Genomic DNA, 21440 nt, shown 5'->3' on the forward strand with positions numbered 1-21440 from the left:
AGGGCATCTCCATGCAGAAGGACTTCATCCCGGCCGCCGCGCCGCTCATCGGCGACGACGAGGTGGCAGCCGTCGAACGGGTGCTCCGCAGTGGGATGCTCGCGCAGGGCCCCGAGGTGGCGGCGTTCGAGCGCGAGTTCGCGACCCAGTTCGTGGACGGTCGCACCACCGTCGCGGTCAACTCCGGTACGAGCGGGCAGCTCCTGGGACTGCTCGCCGCCGGTGTGGGGCCGGGCGACGAGGTGATCGTGCCCTCCTTCACCTTCGCGGCGGTCGCGAACTCCGTGGTGCTGGCCGGAGCGACGCCGGTGTTCGTCGACATCGAACCGACGCACTTCACCCTGGATCCGACCCGGGTCCGTGCCGCGGTCACCGCCCGCACGAAGGGCATCATGCCCGTGCATCTGTACGGGCACCCTTTCCTCGTGGACGGTATCGAGGAGGTCGCTCACGACCACGGTCTCGCCATCTACGAGGATGCTGCGCAGGCCCACGGCGCGGCGTGGCGAGGGAGGCCGGCGGGGACCATCGGCACGTTCGGCATGTTCAGCCTCTATCCGACGAAGAACATGACGGCGATCGAGGGCGGCATGGTGTCCTGTGCGGACGAGCAGGTGGCGCGCCGTATCCGTCTGCTCCGCAACCAGGGCATGGAGACGCAGTACGCGAACGAGGTCGTCGGCTACAACAACCGGATGAGCGAGGTGCATGCCGCAGTCGGTCGGGTGCAGCTCGGGCGGGTCGCCGCCTGGACCCGGCAGCGACAGGGGAACGCCGCGTTCCTCGACGCCGCGCTCGCCGGCATCGACGGCCTCACGGTGCCCGCGGTCGCGGAGGGCGCCGAGCACGTCTACCACCAGTATACGGTGCGGATCGCCGCGGGGGAGCGAGACCGGGTACGCGACGCTCTCCGCGACGAGCACGGGGTGGGTTCCGGCGTCTACTACCCGATCCCGAACCATCGGCTGCCCTCGCTGGCGCGCTTCGCTCCGACCGATGAGCTGCCGGAGACGGAAAGCGCGGCGCAGCAGGTGCTCTCCCTTCCCGTGCACCCGTCGCTCACGGCCGGGGATCTCGACCGGATCGTGACGGGGGTCGCGGCGGTGATGTCGGCCGGCGGCTGACTTCAGGCGGCGAGGCCGAGCCAGGCGCGGGGGGAGCGGCCCAGACGCTGGGTGAACGCCCGGGAGAAGGCAGAGGCGCTCGCATAGCCGAGGTCGGCGGCGACAGCGCTCACCGACATCCCCGCGCGGAGCTGCTCCTGAGCGATCGTGAGGCGCCACTCGGTGAGGTAGTCGCCTGGCGCGCGGCCCACGACGTCCTTGAAGCGCGCCGCGAAGGCACTGCGCGACATCGTTGCGGTCCGCGCGAGGGAGTCGAGCGTCCACGGTTCGCCGGGCGCCTCGTGCATCGCCACGAGCGCCGGGGCGAGGCGCTCGTCGGCCAGGCCGGGCAGCAGCCCCGGCGGCAGGGTCAGATCGCCGGAGTGGTCGAGCATCCAGCGCAGGAGCTGGATGAGGACGACCTCGAACATGCGGTCGGCCAGGAGGGGGCGTCCGCAGCGCACGTTGTCGACCTCGGCGAACAGGAGGTCGAGCGCCGGGCCGAGGGTGGACACCTCGTCGAGCGGAAGGACGATCACGGACGGGAGGGTGCGGACCAGGGGATGCGTCGCTCCGCCGTCGAAGTCGATCGTCGCGCAGGCGAAGTCGGATTCCTCGGTCGGGGCGTTGAGGAAGGTGTGATCGATCGGGCGGGGGAAGAACAGCAGGCTGGGGCGGGTGATCGTCTCGCGCTCGGTGCGGCCGTCAGGGCGCTGGTGCGTCACCTCCATCTCGCCGCGACGCAGCACGTGGAGGAAGCCGTGTCCCGCGCTCGCCGCGAAGGCGGTGGTGCCGCAGAGCGGTCCGGTATGGAACAGGCGACTGCGCACGCGGAAACGGTCGAGCAGTGGAGTGAGGCGGTCGAGCGGCGGCATACCCCCATTCTTCTGGACGATATGTGATGAACGCAAGACCAAAAGATGCGTATCGTACTTTCTTTTGCGGAAAGCTTAAGGAGAAGCCGAACCCGGCCCGTCCCGAAACAAAGGAGCAACCCATGCCCAACGTCCCTCTCGTCGACCGTGAGACCGCCACCGGCCCCGTCAAGGACCAGCTCGAGCAGATCGGCTCCGCCTTCGGCGCCGTTCCCGCCATGTTCCGTGCGGTCGCGAACTCGCCCGCCGCGCTCACCAGCATGTGGAGCGCGTTCGGCGCCTACGGTGGGGGCACGCTCGGCGCGGCCCTGGGCGAGCAGATCGCCGTCGCCGTCGCGAACCGCAACTCGTGCGGCTACTGCCTTGCCGCGCACACCGCGCTCGGCAGGAAGGCCGGCCTGTCGAAGGAGGTCCTCGCCGAGGCGCAGGAAGGCACCTCCGACGACCCGCGCACCGCGGCGCTGCTGGCCTTCGCGCTCAAGCTCGTCGAGGAGCGTGGCCAGGTGACCTCCGCCGATGTCGACGCCCTCCGCGCGCACGGCTGGAACGACGAGCAGATCGTCGAGACCATCGGCCAGGTCGCGCTGAACCTCTTCACGAACTACGTGAACATCGCGCTCGACGTGCCGATCGACTTCCCGACGGTGCCGCTGCGTCGCGCCGCCTGAGGTCGAGGGGAGCAGAGGCCGGATTCGCTGGGGGTCCGGCCTCTTCCGCTGCCCGGGCGTTCTCGTTAGACCTCGACCGCATCCAGCCAGTCGGTGAGGACGCGGGTGGCGAGTGTCTCGAGTCGGGGGCCGAGCGTGCGTGCCTGTTCCCGGATCCCCCGCGGGTCGATGCCGTGGTGATGCAGTTCGTGGGCGTGGCCGATGAGCCAGCGCTCGATGGCGCGGTGGTCGGCTTCCAGGTGGAACTGGAGGCCGAGAGTGCGCCCCACTGCGAAGGCCTGATGGGGGAAGCCGGGGGTGTGCGCCAGGGACTGCGCGCCGGCGGGGATCGCGAACTCGTCCCCATGCCAGTGCAGCACGGGCTCGCCGTCGAGAGGGGCCAGGACGGACTCGCGGCCCTCGGGGGTCAATGCGATCGGACCGAAGCCGATCTCGACCGCCCCGGTCGGCCGGACCGCTGCGCCCAGGGACTCGGCCAGGAGCTGCGCGCCCAGGCAGACGCCGAGCGTGGCGCCGCCGCTGTCCAGTCGCGCCGCGACGGCGGCCTTCGAGGAGCGCAGGAAGGGGTAGCGATCGTCGTCGTACACCCCGATCGGTCCGCCGAGGACGATGAGCAGGTCCGCTCCTGAGACGGTGTCCGCGTCGAGCTCGTCGATGCCGGCATCGAGGAGGGTGGTCTCGTAGCCGCGCTCCGCCAGCAGGGGAGCGAGGATGCCGAGGTCTTCGAAGGGGACGTGGCGGACGGCGACGGCCGTTCGGGGCGCGCGGGACGCAGACATGCACTCTCCTTGGATAGATTTGACCTATGCCAAAACTAGCACACGAGGTTCAGGGCGCCGAGGTGATCGTGCGCACGACGGGGATCCTGTTCGACTGCGATGGGGTGCTGGTTGATTCCGTCCCCTCGGCAGCGATCGCGTGGGGTGCCTGGGCCCGTCGGTATGCGCCGGGATTCGACTTTCTCCGAGACGCCCCGCATGGCATGCGGCCGAGTGAGGTGGTCGCCACGCTCGTGGAGCCGGAGCGGGTGGACGAGGCGACGGCCGACCTCCTCGCGCGGGAGCTCGACGTTGCGTCGGCCACGGCGGGTATCCCCGGGGCTGCCGCCCTGCTCGCCGCACTGCCGCCTGACCGGTGGGCGGTCGCGACGAGCAGCAACAGGGCCGTCGCGACCGCGCGGATGCGCGGAGCGGGCATCCCGACGCCTACCGTGCTCGTCGCTTCCGAGGATGTGGACCGCGGCAAGCCTGCGCCCGACCCCTACCTCCGCGCCGCGCGTCTGCTCGGGAGGGACCCGGGGGACTGCGTGGTCTTCGAGGACTCGGCTCCGGGGATCCGTGCGGCGAGGGCGGCCGGCGCGGGGTTCGTGGTCGGGGTGGGCGCAGCCTCTGCGACAGCCCACCCCGACCTCGTCGTGCAGGACCTTTCCCGGGTGCGGTGGAGGGGGGAGGCGCTGCGTCTCCGGGCGGTCAACGGAGCGCGCTGAGGGCCTCGTCGATCACGTCTACCGCGACGTCGAGCTGCTCGTCCGTCGTCGTGAGAGTCGGCAGGAAGCGGATCACGTTGCCGTCGCTCCCGGCGGTGAGCAGCAGGATGCCGCGCTGGGCGGCGAACTCCGCGATCATGGACGCAGCCCCGGCCAGCGGTCGTGTCGTACCTGGCGTGCTCAGCTCGAAGGCTTGCATGGCGCCGATCCCGCGAATGTCGCCGATGACGGCGTGACGGGCGCGCAGCCCCTCGAGCCGCGCGGACAGGTGGGCGCCGATCCGTCGGGCGTCCGCGAAGAAGGTCCCGTGCTCGAGCTCGTCGAACACCGCGAGGGCGGCGGCGATCGAGACCGGGTTGCCGCCGAACGTGCCGCCGAGACCGCCGGGGTCGGGCGCGTCCATGACCTCGGCGCGGCCGGTCACTCCCGCCAGGGGCAGCCCGCCGGCGATGCCCTTCGCCGTGAGCACGAGGTCCGGCACGAGGTCGAAATGCGTGCTCGCGAACCACGTCCCGGTGCGCCCGAGGCCCGTCTGGATCTCGTCGGCGATGAACACCACGCCGTTCCGGGTGCACCACTCCTGCAGGGCGGGCAGGTAGCCCGCGGCGGGAACGACGAAGCCACCCTCGCCCTGGATGGGCTCGGCGATGACGGCGGCGAGGTCGTGGACGCCGATGCGCTGTTCCAGATGGGCGATCGTGCGCGCCGCGGCCTCCATGCCGTCGAGTCCGTCCCGGTACGGGTAGGAATTGGGGACGCGGTGGATGTCGGGGGCGAACGGGCCGAACCCGGTCCCGTACGGCGCCGCCTTGTGGTTCATCGCGAGCGCGAGGTTGGTGCGCCCGTGGAAGGCGTGGTCCAGGGCGGCGACGACGCGACGCCCGGTGTGCCGTCGGGCGATCTTCACCGCGTTCTCGACGGCCTCCGCCCCGGAGTTCGCGAAGGCCGTGCGGGTCTCGTGGGTGCCGGGGACCCTCTCCGCGAGCAGCTCGGCGAGGCGCACGTACCCCTCGTAGGGGGTGACGGTGAAGAGCGTGTGCGTGACCCGATCGAGCTGCTCCGTCGCGGCGGTGACGGCGGCGAGGTTGGTGTGGCCGATCGTCGTCACGCCGATGCCGCTGCCGAGGTCGAGGAAGCGGTTGCCGTCGACGTCGGTGACCCAGGGTCCGTCGGCGTGCTCGATGTAGACGGGCAGCACGCTGCCGACCCCGCGAGGGACGACGCGTTGCCGGCGCTCGTGCAGGGCGCGGCTCCGCGGCCCCGGCACCTCGGTGCGCAGGCGCGGAGTCGACAGCGAGGTGTCGGAGAACAGGCCGGGTGCGGACATGGGCAGGCTCCTTCGTGAGGGGGTGTCGGCGGACGTGCGACGTGGTCCCGAAGCTATGTTAGATTTTGACCTATGTCAAAGTTCGAACCCGCGGAGGACGGCGCCGATCGCTACCCGACGGCGTTCACCGCCGCCGACTTCCAGGCCAACGTCGCGGCGGTGCGTGCGCGCATCGACGCCGCCGCCGAGCGGGCGGGACGCGAACCCGCTGCGGTGCACCTGCTCCCCGTGAGCAAGACCGTCCCGACCGATCGGGTGCGGGTGGCCATCGGTGCCGGCCTGCGTCGTCTCGGCGAGAACAAGGTGCAGGAGGCGGTACGCAAGAACCGGGAGACGGCCGACCTCGACGTCGATTGGGTGGTCATCGGTCACCTGCAGACGAACAAGGCGAGAGACGTCGCCTCCTTCGCCGCCGAGTTCCAGGCGCTCGACCGACTCCGCGTCGCGGAGGCCCTCGACCGGCGCTTGCAGGCCGCGGGCCGCAGCCTCGACGTGTACGTGCAGGTGAACACCTCGGCCGAGGACTCGAAGTTCGGGATGCCTCCGGAGGAGCTGCCGGGCTTCTTGAAGGCCCTGCCGTCCTACGGTGCCCTCCGTGTCCGTGGCCTGATGACGCTCGCGCTGCTCACGCCCGACGACGCCCGGGTGCGGGAGTGCTTCGCGCTCCTGCGCACGCTCCGCGACAGGGCGCGCGACGAGACTCCCGAACTCATCGGCGACGGTGCACTGTCGATGGGCATGTCCGGCGACTACGAGATCGCCGTCGAGGAGGGCGCGACGTGCGTGCGCGTCGGGCAGGCGATCTTCGGCGCGCGATCCGTCCCCGACAGTCACTACTGGCCGGAGGGCTGACCCCGGCTCAGTCCTCGGTGCGGAACCCGGCCGCCTTGTGCGTGCCGTCGCAGAACGGCTTGAGTGCGGAGAGCCCGCAGCGGCACAGCGCCACCGTGCGGCGCCGAGGATCGATCACCGTGCCGTCGCTCGCGCGCAGCTCGATCTCCCCGCGCACGAGCAGCGGGCCGTCGGAGTACGCGGTGACCGTGACCGGCTCCTCGCGACCGCTCATGCCGTCGTCCTCTCCCGCAGCGCCGAGCGACCCTCGGTCCAGGCGTCCAGGGTGTGGGCTCCGGCCCACCCGTCGACCGTGAGGCACGCGGCCGCGCCGAACAGGATGTCCGCCAGCAATTCCGGACGGTCCTCGGCGAGGCTGCCCGCGAGGTCGCGGGCGGCGATCTGCTCGTGCACCGCGTCGGCCTCCACATGCTCCTCGAAGTACGCGGCGACCTCGTCGGCGAACCCCAGCCGGTGCAGGCCGTCGGCGTAGAACCGGCAGGGGATCGACGAGGTCATCTCGTATGCGGCGAGATGGCCGACGATGGCGCCGACGAGCCGGCGGTTGAGTCCGAACAGGCTCATCATGTTGTGCGAGGCGAGCGTGATCGCCGGGGCGTCGTCGAGATAGGCGCCGTACGTGTCGTCGAGTCCTGCGGCGCGCAGGGCCCGCGCATAGAGCTCCGCATGCACCCGCTGGGGTCGGCCGCCGCCGTACTCGTCGGACTGGATCTCCACGAGCGCGGCCTTGGGGCGGCCGGTCAGCCGCGGAATCGCCCAGGAGTGCGGATCGGCCTCCCGCAACGTGTACACCGATCGCAGGATCAGGGACTCCTCGGCCTGCTCGCGGGTGGCCTTCCGGGCGATGTGCCGGGACAGGCTGGGGCCGGTGTCCGCGGCGGCGAGGGCGAACAGGGCGCGACCGACGGCGTCGACCGTGGGTTCGGGAAGCTCGGGCACCGGCACGGTGTCACGCAGTGCGGCCTCGAAGGCGTCCTCGAGGATGCGGCGTGCCGTGACCACCCCGGCATCCCACTCGAGACTCGCATCCAGCTGCGGAAGCGAGCCGTAGGACGACGCGTAGAGGACGAACAGGCCGAGCTGGATGTCGTCATCCCGGACCACGTCGTCGCTCGCGGCGACGGCTGCGGCGGCGAGGTCGGGGAGGGTCGCGGCGTCGTCACCGCGACCCGTGAGGACGCCGAGGACGGCGCTCGACAGGGGGCCGCGCGGCGAGAAGGCGACGGCGGTGTCGGCGTCGAGGGTGGAGAGGGTCATGAGGAGGGGCTCCCATCGGATCGATCACCCGCATCCTCACGCGCGCGAGCGGAGACCACCAGGGACTTGACGCCGAGCCGGTCGGCAGGCATGCGCGCCCGTCGTCACGGGCACCCGGCGAACACATAGCCCTCATCGTCCGGAGTGACGAGGTCACGATCGCGGAGCACGGTCGACGCCGGGGTGTCCGGGTCGGCGCACATCTCAGTGAACGGCCGGGGGAGCTGATCCGTGTACTCGATGTCGATCACGTGCGCCCCGTAGACCGCGGTGTACGCACCGCACTCCGCGTAGGCGGCGCATTCCTCCGTCACGGCGAAGTCGAAGCCCGCGCGCTCCTTCAGGACGTCCGCATGCTCGGCCGCGTTCTTCTGCCCGGCGGCGAGCCCGACACCGTGCGCCGCGTCGACGAGAAGCTCCGCGAGCGCGAGGTTGTCGTCCAGGCTCAGGGCGCCGCCGGAGCGCGAGAACGAATCGAGGTTGTCGAACTCGACCGCCTGGAAGCCGGAGTCCGCGCAGCCCTCGATCCACGGGATCACGATCTCGGCGATGCGGGATCGTTGCGCCGCGCTGCCGGTGTCCAGGAGGGCCTCGTCGGGCCAATCGGGGTCGAAGACCACCTCGTCGCCGTCGCGCAGGAGAAGGTCGTCGGGCCAGGCGTCGAGCTCGCCCGGCTGGGTCTGGAAGCCGTTGACGTAGCAGACGGAGTAGAGGCCGGCAGCCGGCTCCGCGCTGCGGTCGCGCCCGACGATGCCCACCCCCTCGGGCGGATCGTAGGCGCCGCCGAGCTGGTAGTCGGGAAGGGCGCCGGTCGGAGGAAGTGCGACATCGGCCGACGACCCCGTTCCCTCCGCGGGGGGAGCGGGCAGCGCGGTGCAGGCGGCGAGAGCGAAGACCCCGACCGCGACCGACGCCGCCAGGGAGAGGTGTGTCGTCCTTCGACGGCGCCGCGGACGCGGGACGCTCATCGCGGCTGAGGCGTCGGCTGCGCGGGAGCGCCGACGGGCGGGGCCGCCGTCTCCGAGGGGTTCCGGCGGATGCCGATCCACGACACGACGCCGCCGAGCACGAGGAGCGCCGCCGTGACCCATGCTGCGTTGTGGAAACCGTCGAGGTCGAGCGTGCCCCCGACGATGGTCGACAGCATCGCGACCACCAGCAGACCCGCGACGCGGGAGACGGCGTTGTTCACGGCGGAGGCGATGCCGGAGTGGTTCTCGTCGATGGCCCCGAGGATCGCGGCCGTCAGCGGGGCGACGGTGAGCGACAGACCGAGACCCATCACGATCATGGCCGGGAGCACCTGCGCCCAGTAGTCGAAGGTGGCGTTCACGGTCAGCAGCATCAATGCGCCGACGGCCATGATCAGCGGTCCGATCGTCATGAAGATGCGCGGGCCCCAGCGCCCCGCCCACCCGCCGGCGCGGGAGCTCAGCAGGATCATGAGGATCGTCATCGGCAGGCTCGCGAGCCCGGCCGCCGTGGCGCTGAGTCCCGCCCCCTGCTGGAGGTAGACGCCGACCACGAAGCCGTTGAGGGAGAGCGCGGCGTACACGAAGAGCGTGGCGAGGTTGCCCCACCCGAAGTCGCGCACCCGGAACAGCCAGAGCGGCATGAGCGGTGTGGCCGAGCGGCCCTGGCGCCACAGGAAGACGGCGAAGAGCACGGCCCCGACCACGGCGGGGATCCAGATCGCGAGGGAGGTCCATCCGAGGTTCGGCTGCTCGATGAGGGCGAAGACGATGGCGCCCAGACCCAGCGCGCACAGTGCTCCGCTCCACCAGTCCACGCGGACGCCTCGCGGGTGCTCCGGTAGATGCAGGCGGGCGAGCAGCACCAGCGTCACCCCGATGGGGAGGACGTTGATGAGGAAGACGAAGCGCCAGGACAGGAAGTCGACGAAGAGTCCGCCGAGCAGGGGGCCGACCAGCTGGGCGGCCGTGGTGAAGGCGGTCCAGACGCCGATGGCCCTTGCCTGCAGGTCGCCGCGCATGGTCGCGGTGATGAGCGCGAGGGAGCTGGGGACGAGCAGGGCTCCGGCCGCCCCCTGCGCCCCGCGAGCCACGATGAGCATGAGCGGGTCGATCGCGGCGGCGACGGCGACGGACGCGATGCCGAAGGCGATGAGGCCGATCCGCATCACCAGCACCCGTCCGTAGGCGTCGGACAGGGAGCCGGCGAGCAGGATCAGCGCGCTGAGGGTGATGAGGTAGGCGTCGACGACCCACTGCTGCGTGGTGATCCCCCCGCCGAGCTCTTCACTGATGGCGGGAAGGGCGACGTTCACCACAGTCCCGTCGAGGAACGTGACGAACGAGGCCAGCACGGCGATCGCGATGACGAGCCGCTGGAGCGGGGCGAAGGATGACACAGGCCGACCCTACTCCGGGCGACGGACGCGAGGGCCGGTCAGTCGGCCGGAGTTCCGGTACCTCCCTGCAGGAGCCGTCGGAGCGCGGGGAGCCCGTCCCGTGCGTGCGCCGCGCGCTGACGGGCCGCACCGGTCCCGTCGGCCCGCATCCGGTCGAGACCTTCCTGCACGGCGGCCGCATCGCCGAGGTCGTCCAGCACCGGCCCGATGTCGTCGATCAGGTGCTCCGCCACGGTCCAGGCCGGGCAGACCTCTCCGGTGAGCGGATCCACGATGCGGGCCGTCATCCCCGCTCTCGACGCCATCCAGATCGACGCGTCGATCGCCTCCGTCTCGTCGGCGACGATCCGCTGCCCGGACGACAGGGCGATCCCGCGGGTCAGCAGTGCGGAGAGAACGGCGTCCTCCGCAGTGAGCTGAGTGTCCGCGACGCGCGCCTCGACCGTCGGGTAGCGCTCCGAGAGGCGCACCGCCCACGAGAGGGAGGTGGCCTCGCCGATGGTCCCGAGGGCGAGGAGCTGGTCCACGCGCGCCCGGTAGTCGTCGAGGTCGGCGAACCGGGGCGGACACCAGGACGAGGGGAGCCGGCGGATGAGCATGCTCCGCCAGCTCGCGAATCCCGAGTCGAGACCGTTGCCGAACGGGCTGTTCGTGCTGAGAGCGAGCAGCAGCGGCAGCCAGGCGCGGAGACGGTTCAGGGCGCGGACCCGCTCCTCCTCGTCCGCCACCTCGACGTGCACGTGCAGACCGTTCACCTCGTGTTCGCGGGTGAGGTGCGCGAGCCGCCGCGCGACGTCGTCGTAGTGCGCCGACGGCGAGACGCGCGGCGAGCGGAGAGTGGTGAACGGAGAACCGGTCGGCGCCGCGATCGCGCGCCGGGCGCGTGCCTGCGTGCCGATGGCCGTGCGCATCGCCGTCAGCTGCTGGACGGCCTCGGCGCCGGTCCGCACCGGATCGGTGAGGGCCTCGACCTGCGAGGCCAGGTACTCGGTGGTCACGCGTCCGGCGATGACGTCATCGCCGATGCGCTCCAGGATGTCACCGCTGAGGGCGACGGGGACGAGCGAATCCTCGTCGAGCAGGAGGAACTCCTCCTCGATCCCGAAGCGCGTCATCCGGGTCAGTGGTTTCGCAGTTCGGAGATGAGCTCGGCCTTGCGCTTGCCGCTGTAGCCGGTGAGGCCCAGCTCCTTGGCGCGCTTGCGCAGCTCGGGAACGGTCCAGTCCTCGTAGTCCCCGTGCTTCCCGCCGCGGCGGCCGACCGAGCTGCGGCCGTCTCGTGCGGCGGCGTTCGAGATGCGGGCGGCCTTCTCCTTCGAAGCCCCGTCGTCGCGGAGCTCTTCGTACAGCTCCGGATCTTTCAGGGAGTTGTTGCGTCGTCCTGGCATTGCTCTGCTCCTTCGCGCATCGGGAGGGTCGAAGTCAACCCCCTCCAGAGAGGGTGTGGTTCGGGTCTAGCGTGAGGTCACCGCAGTCGGGCGCCCGCGCCCCCAGAGAAGGGAAAGACCGATGAACATCCTCCTGATCATCGTCATCGTCATCGCCGTGATCCTCGCGATCACCGGAGGACTGGTGCAGTCGCTCCAGTTCCTGCTGTGGGTCGGTCTGGTGCTCCTGGCCATCGCCGTGATCGCCTGGCTGATCCGAGCGATCACCGGCAGCCGCAAGGTCTGACCCGAGTGCGGAGGGGGAGGCTCGCCATCGGCGAGCCTCCCCCTCTTCATGGGATTAGCGGGTGGGGGATCAGCGGTTGAACGCGTCCTTGACGCTGTCGCCGGCCTTGCCCGCGGCGTCCTTCACGTTCTCGCCGGCCTGCTTCGCGTCGGCCTTGACCTGATCCGCCTGGCCTTCGGCCTCGAGCTTCTCGTTGTCGGTCAGCTTGCCGAAGCCTTCCTTGACCTTGCCACCCAGCTTCTCAGCGGAATTCTTCATGTCATCTGCGCCACTCATAAGAGGCTCCTCTCCTGGACGGATCGATTGCTCTTCGAGCGTCGCACCGGGCGCGCGGTCCGTCCACGGGATTGACATTCACCGAGCGGCGTGTCAGCGTTCCGCCCCCATCGACTCCCGTCCCACCCAGGGGTTAGCCTGGCGCCAGGCGGGTGTCCTGCCCGTCGTCCTCGACGAAGGGAGCGGTGTGCGATGGACGCGATGATGATGGGTGCCATGTCCAAGAACATGGAGTCGATGCCGGACATGGCGATGATGGACATGTCGGTGCTGCAGGCGTGTATGGACGCGTGTGCGGCCTGCGAGCAGGCCTGCACCGTGTGCGCGACGCAGGAGATGGACTGCGCCCCCGCGTGCATGAACTGCGCGGACATGTGTCACACGATGATGCGATCCATGCTCCGCGTGCAGGGGATGACCCCGGCCACGATGATGGCGATGCTGGACGCCTGCATCGCGATGTGCCAGATGTGCATGGACGAGTGCATGCAGCACGCCGATCACAGCGACGTCTGCCGCCTGTGCGCTCAGGCGTGCCAGGCCTGCATGAACGCCTGCATGGCGGTCCGCGACATGATGATGGCGAGCGCCTGACCCGAGGGGGTCAGTGCATCCTCACACGACGGCGACGTTGAAGCGGGTGCGCCCGACGGCGAGCACGGCGTAGTCGAGGTGGAGGGCGACCGGGCTGCCGACGGCGGCCTCCAGCGCCGCGCCGGAGCCGTTCCACAGCGTGTGGGTGGTGCCGTCGAGCGTGCGGACGACGAGGTCTCCGGCGACCGGATCCGCCTCGGTCACGAACGCGTCCGCCCATCGCGCCGGGGTCGCCGCCGCGAGGCGCTCCTGAATCAGGTGCAGGGCGTGGCCGGGGGCCGAGGAGGAGCAGCGGCCGCCGTTCCGGCACATGCACGTCGCACGCTCACGCACCTCGAGGGGCGGACGGCGGTGCAGCGGCGTGGACACGGGGACTCCTTCGGATCGGCGTCCGGCCAGAGTACGCCGACGAGGTCGGGATCCCGCAGCGCTCTCGACACGCGACGAAACAAACAGGTGTAGGCTCGCCGGGTGCTGTCGTCGATGAGCGCCCTCGGGGCGCGGAGCGGAGCTGCAGGCGCGTTCAGCGCCGCAGGCAGAGGCTGAGGATCGGCCGGAGGCGGAACCCCGTCCCCGGTGCTGCGTCGTACCCCGGCATCGTCCGGGTGATCCTCCGATCCGTCTCGCCGTTCCGGCGATCACACCGAAAGCTCTTCCCTCATGCGTCCCATCGACGAGCGCGCCGTGCGCGCCTCCTTCTGCAACGCCTCCCGCAAGGAGGTCTCCGACATCACCGTGCCGCCCGGCTTCGCCGAGACCGACTTCGACCGACTCGACTACCTCGGCTGGGTCGACCCGAAGCTGCCGCGGCGCGCCTATGTCGTCGTCTGGATCGACGACGAGCCCGTGGGCGTCGTGCTGCAGCGTGCCGAGCAGCGCGTGCTCGCCCGCGCCCAGTGCTCGTGGTGCGAGGACGTGACGCTCCGCAACGACGTGCAGCTGTACGTGGCCCGACGCGCCGGGGCCGCCGGTCGCAAGGGCGACACGGTCGGCGTTCTCGCGTGCGCGGAGTTCGGCTGCAACGCGGCGGTGCGCACGCTCCCGCCGCTGGCCTATCCGGGGTACGACCGCGAGCTCGCGCGCGAGATGCGGATCCTGCGGCTGCAGGAGCACGTGACCGGATTCGTGCGCGAGGTCGCCAGGACCGCCTAGGCCGTCACGGCGCGGACATGCGCGAGGGCGGGGGCCGCCCACGCCGCCGACAGTCGGGCGAACGCCTCGAAGCTGCGTCCGCCCGGCCAGTCGGCCGGCAGCATCGCCGGGGGCAGCCCCGGATCGGTGTAGGGCAGCACCCGCCACCGGTCGATGAGGTGCACGTACGCGGGGAACGGCGCATCGGGCATGGCCGTGAGCGACGCCTGGAAGGCCTCGTGCTCGGCGCGCAGCCCGTCCAGGTCCCACCACGCCGCAGCGGCCTCGGCCAGGGTGCCGGCCGGGGCCGGGGCCGAGGCGTCGAACAGGGTCGCCCAGCGGCGGGCATCCAGCTCGTCGAGGATCTGCTCCGCCTCCTTCCTGAGGTGCCCGGGACAGATCCACAGGGCGGGGGAGACGACACCGGCGCCGATCCAGTGCAGTCGACGGCGCAGTTGATGGCGCACGCTGCGCGCGCTCTCCGGGATCGAGAACGACACGAGGCACCACGGATCGTCGTCGGTCATCTCCTGCATCCGGAAGATCCGGCGGTCGCCGCGCTCCAGCATCGGCACGGCCGCCGGGCTCAGCCGGTAGCCGACGGCGTCGCGGCGTTCCGGCAGGAGCAGGCCCTTCTGCTTGAGACGGGCGATGCCCGTCCGGGCGGGAGCGGCGGGGATGCCGAGATCGGCGGCCAGCGCCACGAGATCGGCGGCCGAGATCCAGCCCCCGAGCGGGCGCAGATACAGGCCGATCAGGGTGCGCAGGAGCGAGGCGGTGCTGCCGGGGCGGGCGTCGATGTCATCGAGCACGACCGGCGCCGCGGGGTCAGGAGACACCGGACTCCAACGCATCCCTGACCGCGAGCACCCCGGCCACGGTCTCGGCGTGCGAGGTGCTCAGCGGCGACAGCCCGAGCCGGATCCCGTCCGGGAAGCGGAAGTCGGGGATGACGCCGTCGGCCCAGAGCCTCCGGGTGACCTCCCGGAAGTCGGGGTGGCCGATCGTGATGTGTCCGCCGCGTCGCGCGGGGTCGCGAGGGCTGAGCAGGCGGACGTCCAGCGGCGCGAGCAGCTCGTCGTACGCCCGGACCGCGAGCGCGGTGAGCGACTCCGACTTCGCGCGCACGCCGTCGATCCCCGACTGCTCGATGAGGTCGATCATGCCCTGCATCGCGAGCATCGAGGTCACCGGCGGCGTGCCGCTGAGGAGCTGACGGATGCCGTCGGCGGGGACGTACTCCGGGCCCATGGCGAAGATGTCGGCGGCGCTCCACCATCCCTGGATCGGCTGCCGCAGCAGGCCCTGCAGGTCGTGGCGGAGGTAGGCGAACGCGGGCGATCCCGGGCCGCCGTTGAGGTACTTGTACGTGCAGCCGACGGCCATGTCGACGCCCCAGTCGTCGAGCTGCATCGGCACGACGCCCGCCGAGTGGCAGAGGTCCCACATCATCAGCGCCCCGGCCTCGTGGACGACGGCCGTGATGCCGGGCATATCGGCGAGGGCGCCGGAGCGGTAGTCGACGTGGCTGAGCGAGACGAGCGCCGTCCGCTCGGAGACCACGGCCGCGACGTCGTCGATCGTGACGCCGTGCACCGGATCGGGCGTGATCCAGCGCAGCGTGGCCCCCATCTCCGCCGCGACGCCCTCGGCAAGGAACCGGTCGGTGGGGAAGTTCCCCTCCTCGATCACGAGCTCCGTCCGCCCCGTGGGCCCCTGAGCCGCGCCGCTGGGTCCCTGAGCGTGTCGAAGGGCCCCCCGCATGAGCTTGTAGATGAGGACGCTCGTGGAGTCGGACACGACCGTCTGCCCCGGCCCCGCGCCCAGGGTCACGGCGCCGATGCGGTCGCCGAGTTCCATCGGCAGGGCCATCCACTGCTCGTCCCAGGAGCGGATGAGGCGGGTGCCCCAGTCCTCGCGCACGAAGGCGGCGAGCTTCTCCGGCACGTCGCGCAGCGGGCGGCCGAGCGAGTTGCCGTCCAGGTAGGCGGTGACGCCCGGGGCCTCGACGAACGCGTCGAGGTGCGCGGCGAGTGGGTCCGCTTCGTCCAGGGCGCGGGCGGCGTCGAGGAGGGCGGTATCGGCGGAGCGGTCGGTCATGTCACACCTTCAGGTCGGCGGGGGTGAGCGGGCGGGCGGCCAGGGGATCGGCGGATCCCGGTGGCAGCAGGAGGAGGAGAGAGCGGGGATCGAGCGGGTCGACGGGCGCAAGGGCGCGGAGGAGAGCCTCGTCGTCGAGGCCGGCGGTGCGGAGGGCGGCGACCTCGGTCGGGTTCAGGTCGACGGGGGTCGGGCCGTTGCCCATGTCGGTGCCGTAGCGGACGGTGCCGCCGGCGGCGTGGAACCGGGCGACGTTGTCGATCGCGATGGCCCTCGCGGCGGGGTCGTGGATGGCGAGGGTGCTGATCCAGGCGGACCGGACGGCCTGCTCCGCGATCTCCTCGTCGTCCAGACGCTCGGTGAACGGAGCGTGCGCGAGCTGCGTCGCTCCGAGGCGGATGACGCGCTGCGCCTCGCCGGGGCCCTCCGCGTGGGCGACGACGGGGAGGCCGTGCGCCGCGGCGAGCTCGACGATCGCGCGGAAGAGGGCGTCGGAGAGGACCGGGCCGGCGGTGCTGTTGCTCGCGGCCTTGATGCCGGAGGCGCCGGCCGCCGCCAGCTCCTCGATCACGGTCGCCGCCGCCGCGGAGTCGGCGATCTCCCGGACCGAACCTGCCGGTGCCCACGCGCGGTCCGAAGGGTAACCGCCGGGAGGAGTGAGGAACGCGCCGGCGTAGTGGACGGTGCGCGACGCTCCAGATCCGTGTCGGGTCGACGAATCTCCGGAGTGGTGCCGGGCGATCCCCGCGACTGTGGACGGATCGCCGCCGAGGTCGACCACCCGACCGAGGCACGACGAGGCGAGGAGCGCATGGTCGACGAGCTGCAGATGCACGTGGTGGTCCGTGAAGCCGCCGACGATGCGTCCGATCAGGGCCGGGGTGCCGGGGGAGGGCGCCTCATCGCGGAGCTGGGGGCGCCCGTCCACGCCGAGCCCGGCGACGCCCTCGCGCCAGCGCTCACCGTCGAAGAACGTCGCCGCGCGCATCAGGAGCCGATCTCGGTGCGGACGGTGTAGAGCTCCGGGAAGAACGTCAGGTCGAGGGCACGCTGCAGGAAGCCGACGCCGCTCGATCCACCCGTGCCGACCTTCATCCCGATGGTGCGGGACACGGTCTTGAGGTGGCGGAATCGCCAGAACTGGAAGTTGTCCTCGAGGTCGACGAGGTCCTCGCAGGCCTCGTAGAGGTCCCAGTGGGTGCGCGGGTCCTGGTAGATCGCGCGGATCGCGGGCACGAGGGCGGGGGTCTCGCGGTACGGCTCGCGCACGTCCCGGTCGAGGATCTCGCGCGGGACGGGGAGCCCGCGGCGCGACGCGTAGCGGAGGAACTCGTCGTACAGTGTGGGCTTCTCCCACTCGGCGGTGAGGAGCGCGAGGTTCGCAGGGTGGTCGCGGAAGACGCTCAGCATCTTCTCGTTCTTGTTGCCCAGCGCGAACTCCACGGCGCGGTACTGCACCGACTGGAAGCCGGACGAGTTGCCGAGCGCGCCACGGAACTGGGCGTACTCCGTCGGGGTCAGTGTCGCCAGGACCGACCACTGCTGCGTCATCACGTCCTGGATGCGCTTGACCCTGGCGATGCGCTTGAGGGCTTCGCGCAGGTCGTCGGCCGCGAGCAGCTCCCGGGCGGAGCTGAGCTCATGCAGCAGCTGCTTCAGCCAGAGCTCCGTCGTCTGGTGCTGGATGATGAACAGCATCTCGTCGTGGTGCTGCGGGTCGCTCACCGGATGCTGTGCCGTGAGGAGCTGGTCGAGCGCGAGATACGAGCCGTAGGTCATGCGGCCGGAGAGGTCCGTGACGATCCCGGACTCGAGTGCGCGTTCGTTCTCGGTGTGCATCCCGCGAACATATCACTTCCGTGCCGGTCGTCACAGACCTGTTATGTTCGGTCTCGGCTCACCTGCACGATCCGGAGACAGTTGCACGGGTATCTCCCCGATTCGGTCGTGCATCCGTGCCCGGCTCGTGCGCTCGTGCCCAGGACCGCCCGCACGACCGGGGGACGGATTCGTGACGAGCGTCCCCAACTGGCTGGCGAGCTGGGCCCCGGCGGAGTCTCCCGCCAGCACGATGCGGCGCCGTCCACGGCCTCAGTGCGCCGGCATCCGCCGTCGTGGACCGGGAAGGGCGGGCGTCCTCACCCAGCGAGGCTCGTGATGAGGCGCCGGAGGCCGTACTCGAAGGCGCGGTCGACATCACCGCCGAGTCGGAACGCCCCGGACAGCTCCATCTGCAGGAATCCGGTGGTCCAGGCGGTGAAGAGACGCGCGGCGTCGAGGGCGTCCGTCTCGCCGACCGCGGTGGCGCAGGCGCGGATGACGGGGGCGGCGGAGCGTTCCAGGGTCTCGCGGGAGACCGCGGCGTTGAACATGAGGCGGAAGCCCTCCGGGTGCGCGTGAGCGAAGGCGCGATAGGTCCGGGCGAGGGTGGAGAGGTCGTCGCCGGCCGCCTCGAGCCGGGTCGCGAGGGCATCGACGGATGCCGTGGCGACCGCGGCGCGCAGGGCCTCGCGATCGCGCACGCGCTTGTAGAGGGAGGGGGCGCGCACGCCCACACGCTCCGCGACCGCCTGCATCGTGAGTCCCGCAGGCCCCTCGGCCTCGATGATCGCCTGGCCGGCCGCGACGATGGCATCGATCGATGTGCGCTCGGGGGTGGGCATGGATCCTCCTCGATGGCTATTGACAGTAGCCATGATAGCTACGTAACGTAGCCATCGCAATCGCCCGAGAGGATCATCATGAAGCTCGCCCCCCACCTCCACCGCCTCGGCAACGACATCGTCGCCTCGTACCTCATCGATCTGCCCGAGGGCATCACCCTCATCGACGCCGGGTTGCCCGGGCACTGGCATGACCTGCAGCGGGAGTTGGCCGCGATCGGGCGATCGCTGTCCGACATCCGCGGACTCGTGCTGACTCACGGCGACAGCGACCACATCGGATTCGCGGAACGACTGCGGCGCGAGTCCGGCGTTCCGGTGTTCATCCACGGCGCCGATGCCCACCGCGTGCGTACCGGGGAGAAGCCGAAGACCCCGATGGGTCCTGCCCGGCTCGGTCCGATGCTCGGGTTCCTGGCCTACGGCCTCCGCAAGAGTGCGGTCCGCACGCGCCACGTCACCGAGGTGTCCGAGGTCGCGGACGGTGATGTGCTCGACCTCCCCGGGGCCCCGGTCGTCGTGGGGCTCCCGGGGCACTCCCCGGGGAGCGTCGCAGTGCACATCCCGGCGGTCGGCGCGGTGTTCGTCGGCGACGCTCTGACCACGCGGCATGTGCTCACGGGGGTGGAGGGCGCGCAACCCGCCCCGTTCACCGACGCGCCCACGGAAGCCCTGGCCTCGCTCGACCGTCTCGCGGCGCTCGACGCCGAGTGGGTCCTTCCCGGCCATGGTGCGCCCTGGCACGGATCTCCCGCCGACATCGCCGCCGCGGTCCGCGCCCACGCCTGACCCTCGCCCCAGTCGGGCTCAATAACGCTCCTCCCCGCGGCTGCCGAGGTGCGTTTCGCGTCCCGCGACGGAGGCTCCGTGCGGGATCGAAACCGTGCCCGGTGGACCCACGCGAGGGGCGGAATCCGTCCCGCTGGGAGAGCTCGCCGGGGTGCGGGATCGAAAACGGGCGGGAAATGGTGTGTGGAGGTGCGAATTCCGTCCCGCACGGGGGCGGGGCGCGGGGGCGGGGCGGGGCCGGGGTCAGGGGGAGAGGAGGGTGGCGGTGTCGGTCACGGTGATCTGCGGGGGATACAGGGACATGACCTGCACGGCGGCGACGTGGTTCTCGGCCGTGGAGCCGGCGCAGGCGTCGGCGGCGAGCGTCACCCGTGCCCCGGCATCCGCGGCGGCGAGAGCGGTGGACACGACGCAGCAGTCCGTGGACACACCCGCGAGCACGATCCGACCACCGTGACCCAGGATGGCCTCTAGCTCCTGGCCCCACTTGCCGAAGGTCGGCAGGTCCACGGTGGGATGAGGAGACAGGCCTTCCGCCTCGGGGACCAGCGCGTACACGGGGTCGTCGGCGGGGCGGTCGGCGAACGGCCACGCGGCGAAGTACTCGCCCCAGGAGGTGGAGCGGTCGGCCGTCGGAAGCCACCGGGTCACGAGCACTCGCTCGCCGAAGGCGTCCGCGAGGCGCCGGATGTTCGTCATCGCGTCGGCGAAGAACGGCGAGCCCCAGGCAGAGTCGGGCGACGCGAAGATCACCTGCGGGTCGATCACCACGAGCCAGCTCTCGGCTCCGGAGCCTGCCGCCTCCTGGGTCCCGGAGCCTGTCGAAGGGCTCACGACTCCTGCCGCCGGATCTTCCCCGCCCGCGCGAACCAGGTGACGAGGAACGAGAGCACGAGGGCGACGAACACCCCGAGGTTCGCGTACGCCCAGTCCCCGTCCGTCCCGCCGACGAGGAACAGGAGGTATCCCTGCCAGTTGTTCCACGGTGCGGCGTCCGCGAAGCCGTTGAGGACGAGGCCCCAGCCGATCACGCTCGCGACGACCATGGTGCCGATCGAGGTCCAGTCCCAGGCGCCGTAGCGGCCGCGGCTGTCGAACAGGGCCGCCTCGTCGTAGTCCTTCCGGCGACGCAGGATGTCGGCGATGAGGATGCCGGCCCAGGAGGCCAGCGGCACGCCCAGGGTGATGAGGAAGCTCTGGAACGGGCCGAGGAAGTCGGTCGCGAAGAACACCACGAAGATGGTGCCCGCGGTGAGGATCGCGCCGTCGATCGCCGCCGCCGACGGCCGCGGGATGCGGATGCCGAGGCTGAGCAGGGTCAGGCCGGAGGAGTAGATGCCGAGCACCGCGCCGGAGACGAGCGCGAGCACGGCCGTGAACAGGAACGGCACGAGGACCCAGACCGGCAGGATGCTCGCGAGCGCACCGATCGGATCCGCGGCGATCGCGTCCATGAGCTCGGCGTCCGATCCCGCGAGGAGCAGACCGAAGACGACGAGGATGACCGGTGCCACCGAGCCGCCGATGGTGTTCCAGGCGATGATCGCCCCGTCGGACGCGGTGCGCTTCTGGTAACGCGACCAGTCCGCGGCGATGTTGATCCAGCCCAGCCCGAATCCGGTCATCACCATGACGAGCGCGCCGACCACCTGGCCGATGCCGCCGTCCGGCCGGGCCAGCACCGCGGCGAGGTCGATGGTCGGCGCGGCGAGGATGATGTAGACGATCGTCACGACGCCGGTGATCCATGTCAGCACCGACTGCAGCCGCATGATCGTGTGGTAGCCGAGCACCGAGGCGGCGACGATCAGCGCCGCGACGATGACGGTGGCGAGGATCTTCAGCCAGAGGCTGTCGCCGTCGCCGCCGAGCTGCGTGATGACGGTCGCCGTCGCGAGCACCGCCATGATCGCGAGGAACGTCTCCCACCCGATCGACGTGAGCCAGGACACGATCCCTGGGACCTTCTGACCCTGCACGCCGAACGCGGCCCGGGAGAGCACCATCGTCGGCGCCGACCCCCGCTTGCCCGCGATCGCGATGAGGCCGCACAGCAGGAATGACACGACGATGCCGACGACCGACACCACCGTCGCCTGCCAGAACGAGATGCCGAAGCCGAGCACGAACGAGCCGTACGACATCCCGAACACCGAGACGTTCGCCGCGAACCACGGCCAGAACAGGTCGCGGGGCTGGGCGGTCCGCTCGGACTCGGGGATGATCTCGATGCCTGCACGCTCGATGAGAGCCGGCCTGATGTCGGTCATCCTCA

The 21440-nt window shown here is 71.0% G+C and carries 26 protein-coding genes; 8 read left to right on the forward strand and 18 right to left on the reverse strand.

The window, feature by feature from the left end; genetic code table 11:
• The first annotated feature begins 11 nt into the window (after positions 1-11).
• The gene (locus B2W79_RS00385) at positions 12-1124 is read left to right on the forward strand and encodes a DegT/DnrJ/EryC1/StrS family aminotransferase (protein ID WP_071329057.1); all 1113 of its coding nucleotides are present in this window, start codon (positions 12-14) and stop codon (positions 1122-1124) included.
• Between the two features lie 2 nt (positions 1125-1126).
• Here the strand turns inward: B2W79_RS00385 and B2W79_RS00390 are convergent, their stop codons facing one another.
• Entirely contained in the window at positions 1127-1978 is an 852-nt protein-coding gene (locus B2W79_RS00390; RefSeq protein WP_071329056.1) for an AraC family transcriptional regulator, read from the reverse strand.
• A gap of 122 nt (positions 1979-2100) precedes the next feature.
• On the opposite strand from B2W79_RS00390, the gene B2W79_RS00395 reads away from it, so the two are divergent.
• Entirely contained in the window at positions 2101-2646 is a 546-nt protein-coding gene (locus B2W79_RS00395; RefSeq protein ID WP_071329055.1) for a carboxymuconolactone decarboxylase family protein, read from the forward strand.
• A 65-nt stretch (positions 2647-2711) separates the two neighbouring features.
• Here the strand turns inward: B2W79_RS00395 and B2W79_RS00400 are convergent, their stop codons facing one another.
• Complete coding sequence (locus B2W79_RS00400; RefSeq protein ID WP_292785895.1) at positions 2712-3425, reverse strand: glutamine amidotransferase; 714 nt, start codon at positions 3423-3425, stop codon at positions 2712-2714.
• A 26-nt stretch (positions 3426-3451) separates the two neighbouring features.
• Between B2W79_RS00400 and B2W79_RS00405 the strand changes: the two genes are divergently transcribed.
• Positions 3452-4132, forward strand: a complete 681-nt coding sequence (locus B2W79_RS00405) for an HAD-IA family hydrolase (protein WP_292785897.1) — start codon at positions 3452-3454, stop codon at positions 4130-4132.
• Here B2W79_RS00405 and gabT read toward each other — a convergent pair.
• On the reverse strand, positions 4116-5459 hold the full coding sequence (gabT, locus tag B2W79_RS00410; protein WP_292785899.1) for a 4-aminobutyrate--2-oxoglutarate transaminase: 1344 nt from the start codon (positions 5457-5459) through the stop codon (positions 4116-4118). The genes B2W79_RS00405 and gabT overlap by 17 nt on opposite strands.
• A 72-nt stretch (positions 5460-5531) precedes the next feature.
• On the opposite strand from gabT, the gene B2W79_RS00415 reads away from it, so the two are divergent.
• Positions 5532-6311 carry a YggS family pyridoxal phosphate-dependent enzyme gene (locus B2W79_RS00415; RefSeq protein WP_292785901.1) on the forward strand — a complete coding sequence of 260 codons (780 nt, stop codon included), beginning with the start codon at positions 5532-5534 and terminating at the stop codon, positions 6309-6311.
• 7 nt (positions 6312-6318) lie between these two features.
• Here B2W79_RS00415 and B2W79_RS00420 read toward each other — a convergent pair whose 3' ends face one another.
• The 6 genes from B2W79_RS00420 to B2W79_RS00445 all read right to left on the reverse strand — a co-directional run bounded on the left by B2W79_RS00420 (position 6319) and on the right by B2W79_RS00445 (position 11326).
• On the reverse strand, positions 6319-6525 hold the full coding sequence (locus B2W79_RS00420) for a CDGSH iron-sulfur domain-containing protein (protein WP_292785903.1): 207 nt from the start codon (positions 6523-6525) through the stop codon (positions 6319-6321).
• A complete protein-coding gene (locus tag B2W79_RS00425) occupies positions 6522-7568 on the reverse strand; it encodes an iron-containing redox enzyme family protein (RefSeq protein ID WP_071329049.1) in 1047 nt (348 codons plus the stop codon). The genes B2W79_RS00420 and B2W79_RS00425 overlap by 4 nt, the downstream gene beginning before the upstream one ends.
• Before the next feature lie 104 nt (positions 7569-7672).
• Entirely contained in the window at positions 7673-8536 is an 864-nt protein-coding gene (locus B2W79_RS00430; RefSeq protein WP_292785906.1) for an endo alpha-1,4 polygalactosaminidase, read from the reverse strand.
• Positions 8533-9939 carry an MFS transporter gene (locus tag B2W79_RS00435; RefSeq protein WP_292785908.1) on the reverse strand — a complete coding sequence of 469 codons (1407 nt, stop codon included), beginning with the start codon at positions 9937-9939 and terminating at the stop codon, positions 8533-8535. Before B2W79_RS00435 ends, B2W79_RS00430 begins: the two co-directional genes overlap by 4 nt.
• 38 nt (positions 9940-9977) lie before the next feature.
• Positions 9978-11054, reverse strand: coding sequence for a carboxylate-amine ligase (locus tag B2W79_RS00440; RefSeq protein ID WP_292785910.1), 1077 nt, complete (start codon positions 11052-11054; stop codon positions 9978-9980).
• A gap of 5 nt (positions 11055-11059) precedes the next feature.
• Positions 11060-11326 carry a DUF7218 family protein gene (locus tag B2W79_RS00445; RefSeq protein ID WP_025102516.1) on the reverse strand — a complete coding sequence of 89 codons (267 nt, stop codon included), beginning with the start codon at positions 11324-11326 and terminating at the stop codon, positions 11060-11062.
• Positions 11327-11447: 121 nt separating this feature from the next.
• Between B2W79_RS00445 and B2W79_RS00450 the strand changes: the two genes are divergently transcribed.
• A complete protein-coding gene (locus tag B2W79_RS00450; RefSeq protein ID WP_164498167.1) occupies positions 11448-11612 on the forward strand; it encodes a hypothetical protein in 165 nt (54 codons plus the stop codon).
• A gap of 69 nt (positions 11613-11681) precedes the next feature.
• Here B2W79_RS00450 and B2W79_RS00455 read toward each other — a convergent pair whose 3' ends face one another.
• Positions 11682-11870, reverse strand: coding sequence for a CsbD family protein (locus tag B2W79_RS00455; protein WP_370670658.1), 189 nt, complete (start codon positions 11868-11870; stop codon positions 11682-11684).
• Between the two features lie 210 nt (positions 11871-12080).
• Between B2W79_RS00455 and B2W79_RS00460 the strand changes: the two genes are divergently transcribed.
• Positions 12081-12482, forward strand: coding sequence for a hypothetical protein (locus tag B2W79_RS00460; RefSeq protein ID WP_292785914.1), 402 nt, complete (start codon positions 12081-12083; stop codon positions 12480-12482).
• A 21-nt stretch (positions 12483-12503) separates the two neighbouring features.
• On the opposite strand, the gene B2W79_RS00465 is transcribed toward B2W79_RS00460, so the two are convergent.
• Positions 12504-12851 carry a hypothetical protein gene (locus B2W79_RS00465; RefSeq protein WP_292785916.1) on the reverse strand — a complete coding sequence of 116 codons (348 nt, stop codon included), beginning with the start codon at positions 12849-12851 and terminating at the stop codon, positions 12504-12506.
• Positions 12852-13142: 291 nt separating this feature from the next.
• On the opposite strand from B2W79_RS00465, the gene B2W79_RS00470 reads away from it, so the two are divergent.
• Entirely contained in the window at positions 13143-13634 is a 492-nt protein-coding gene (locus B2W79_RS00470) for an FBP domain-containing protein (protein WP_292785918.1), read from the forward strand.
• On the opposite strand, the gene B2W79_RS00475 is transcribed toward B2W79_RS00470, so the two are convergent.
• The 5 genes from B2W79_RS00475 to B2W79_RS00495 form a co-directional block, all read right to left on the reverse strand.
• On the reverse strand, positions 13631-14452 hold the full coding sequence (locus B2W79_RS00475; protein ID WP_292785920.1) for a PaaX family transcriptional regulator C-terminal domain-containing protein: 822 nt from the start codon (positions 14450-14452) through the stop codon (positions 13631-13633). The genes B2W79_RS00470 and B2W79_RS00475 overlap by 4 nt on opposite strands.
• Positions 14442-15713, reverse strand: a complete 1272-nt coding sequence (locus B2W79_RS00480) for a kynureninase (protein WP_292785921.1) — start codon at positions 15711-15713, stop codon at positions 14442-14444. The genes B2W79_RS00475 and B2W79_RS00480 overlap by 11 nt, the downstream gene beginning before the upstream one ends.
• 1 nt (position 15714) lies before the next feature.
• Positions 15715-16701: an amidohydrolase family protein gene (locus B2W79_RS00485; protein ID WP_292785923.1), complete on the reverse strand. Its 987-nt coding sequence runs from the start codon at positions 16699-16701 to the stop codon at positions 15715-15717.
• Positions 16701-17552 (reverse strand): tryptophan 2,3-dioxygenase, encoded by an 852-nt coding sequence (locus B2W79_RS00490; RefSeq protein ID WP_071329041.1) that lies wholly within the window; start codon positions 17550-17552, stop codon positions 16701-16703. The genes B2W79_RS00485 and B2W79_RS00490 overlap by 1 nt, the downstream gene beginning before the upstream one ends.
• A 299-nt stretch (positions 17553-17851) precedes the next feature.
• Entirely contained in the window at positions 17852-18376 is a 525-nt protein-coding gene (locus B2W79_RS00495; protein WP_292785925.1) for a TetR/AcrR family transcriptional regulator, read from the reverse strand.
• Positions 18377-18454: 78 nt separating this feature from the next.
• Between B2W79_RS00495 and B2W79_RS00500 the strand changes: the two genes are divergently transcribed.
• Positions 18455-19165: an MBL fold metallo-hydrolase gene (locus B2W79_RS00500; RefSeq protein WP_292785927.1), complete on the forward strand. Its 711-nt coding sequence runs from the start codon at positions 18455-18457 to the stop codon at positions 19163-19165.
• A gap of 243 nt (positions 19166-19408) precedes the next feature.
• Here the strand turns inward: B2W79_RS00500 and B2W79_RS00505 are convergent, their stop codons facing one another.
• Both B2W79_RS00505 and B2W79_RS00510 read right to left on the reverse strand, forming a co-directional pair.
• A complete protein-coding gene (locus B2W79_RS00505) occupies positions 19409-19999 on the reverse strand; it encodes a cysteine hydrolase (protein ID WP_292785929.1) in 591 nt (196 codons plus the stop codon).
• Positions 19996-21435 (reverse strand): purine-cytosine permease family protein, encoded by a 1440-nt coding sequence (locus B2W79_RS00510; RefSeq protein WP_292785931.1) that lies wholly within the window; start codon positions 21433-21435, stop codon positions 19996-19998. Before B2W79_RS00510 ends, B2W79_RS00505 begins: the two co-directional genes overlap by 4 nt.
• Positions 21436-21440: the final 5 nt, after the last annotated feature.

The sequence above is a fragment of the Microbacterium sp. UBA7513 genome, from assembly GCF_002478345.1.
Taxonomy (GTDB): domain Bacteria; phylum Actinomycetota; class Actinomycetes; order Actinomycetales; family Microbacteriaceae; genus Microbacterium.

Coding starts and splice junctions, on each gene's coding strand:
- B2W79_RS00385 (WP_071329057.1), top strand. CDS start 12: ATGCAGAAGGACTTCATCCCGGCCGCCGCGCCGCTCATCGGCGACGAC.
- B2W79_RS00390 (WP_071329056.1), bottom strand. CDS start 1,978: ATGCCGCCGCTCGACCGCCTCACTCCACTGCTCGACCGTTTCCGCGTG.
- B2W79_RS00395 (WP_071329055.1), top strand. CDS start 2,101: ATGCCCAACGTCCCTCTCGTCGACCGTGAGACCGCCACCGGCCCCGTC.
- B2W79_RS00400 (WP_292785895.1), bottom strand. CDS start 3,425: ATGTCTGCGTCCCGCGCGCCCCGAACGGCCGTCGCCGTCCGCCACGTC.
- B2W79_RS00405 (WP_292785897.1), top strand. CDS start 3,452: ATGCCAAAACTAGCACACGAGGTTCAGGGCGCCGAGGTGATCGTGCGC.
- gabT (WP_292785899.1), bottom strand. CDS start 5,459: ATGTCCGCACCCGGCCTGTTCTCCGACACCTCGCTGTCGACTCCGCGC.
- B2W79_RS00415 (WP_292785901.1), top strand. CDS start 5,532: ATGTCAAAGTTCGAACCCGCGGAGGACGGCGCCGATCGCTACCCGACG.
- B2W79_RS00420 (WP_292785903.1), bottom strand. CDS start 6,525: ATGAGCGGTCGCGAGGAGCCGGTCACGGTCACCGCGTACTCCGACGGC.
- B2W79_RS00425 (WP_071329049.1), bottom strand. CDS start 7,568: ATGACCCTCTCCACCCTCGACGCCGACACCGCCGTCGCCTTCTCGCCG.
- B2W79_RS00430 (WP_292785906.1), bottom strand. CDS start 8,536: ATGAGCGTCCCGCGTCCGCGGCGCCGTCGAAGGACGACACACCTCTCC.
- B2W79_RS00440 (WP_292785910.1), bottom strand. CDS start 11,054: ATGACGCGCTTCGGGATCGAGGAGGAGTTCCTCCTGCTCGACGAGGAT.
- B2W79_RS00445 (WP_025102516.1), bottom strand. CDS start 11,326: ATGCCAGGACGACGCAACAACTCCCTGAAAGATCCGGAGCTGTACGAA.
- B2W79_RS00450 (WP_164498167.1), top strand. CDS start 11,448: ATGAACATCCTCCTGATCATCGTCATCGTCATCGCCGTGATCCTCGCG.
- B2W79_RS00455 (WP_370670658.1), bottom strand. CDS start 11,870: ATGAAGAATTCCGCTGAGAAGCTGGGTGGCAAGGTCAAGGAAGGCTTC.
- B2W79_RS00460 (WP_292785914.1), top strand. CDS start 12,081: ATGGACGCGATGATGATGGGTGCCATGTCCAAGAACATGGAGTCGATG.
- B2W79_RS00470 (WP_292785918.1), top strand. CDS start 13,143: ATGCGTCCCATCGACGAGCGCGCCGTGCGCGCCTCCTTCTGCAACGCC.
- B2W79_RS00480 (WP_292785921.1), bottom strand. CDS start 15,713: ATGACCGACCGCTCCGCCGATACCGCCCTCCTCGACGCCGCCCGCGCC.
- B2W79_RS00485 (WP_292785923.1), bottom strand. CDS start 16,701: ATGCGCGCGGCGACGTTCTTCGACGGTGAGCGCTGGCGCGAGGGCGTC.
- B2W79_RS00490 (WP_071329041.1), bottom strand. CDS start 17,552: ATGCACACCGAGAACGAACGCGCACTCGAGTCCGGGATCGTCACGGAC.
- B2W79_RS00495 (WP_292785925.1), bottom strand. CDS start 18,376: ATGCCCACCCCCGAGCGCACATCGATCGATGCCATCGTCGCGGCCGGC.
- B2W79_RS00500 (WP_292785927.1), top strand. CDS start 18,455: ATGAAGCTCGCCCCCCACCTCCACCGCCTCGGCAACGACATCGTCGCC.
- B2W79_RS00510 (WP_292785931.1), bottom strand. CDS start 21,435: ATGACCGACATCAGGCCGGCTCTCATCGAGCGTGCAGGCATCGAGATC.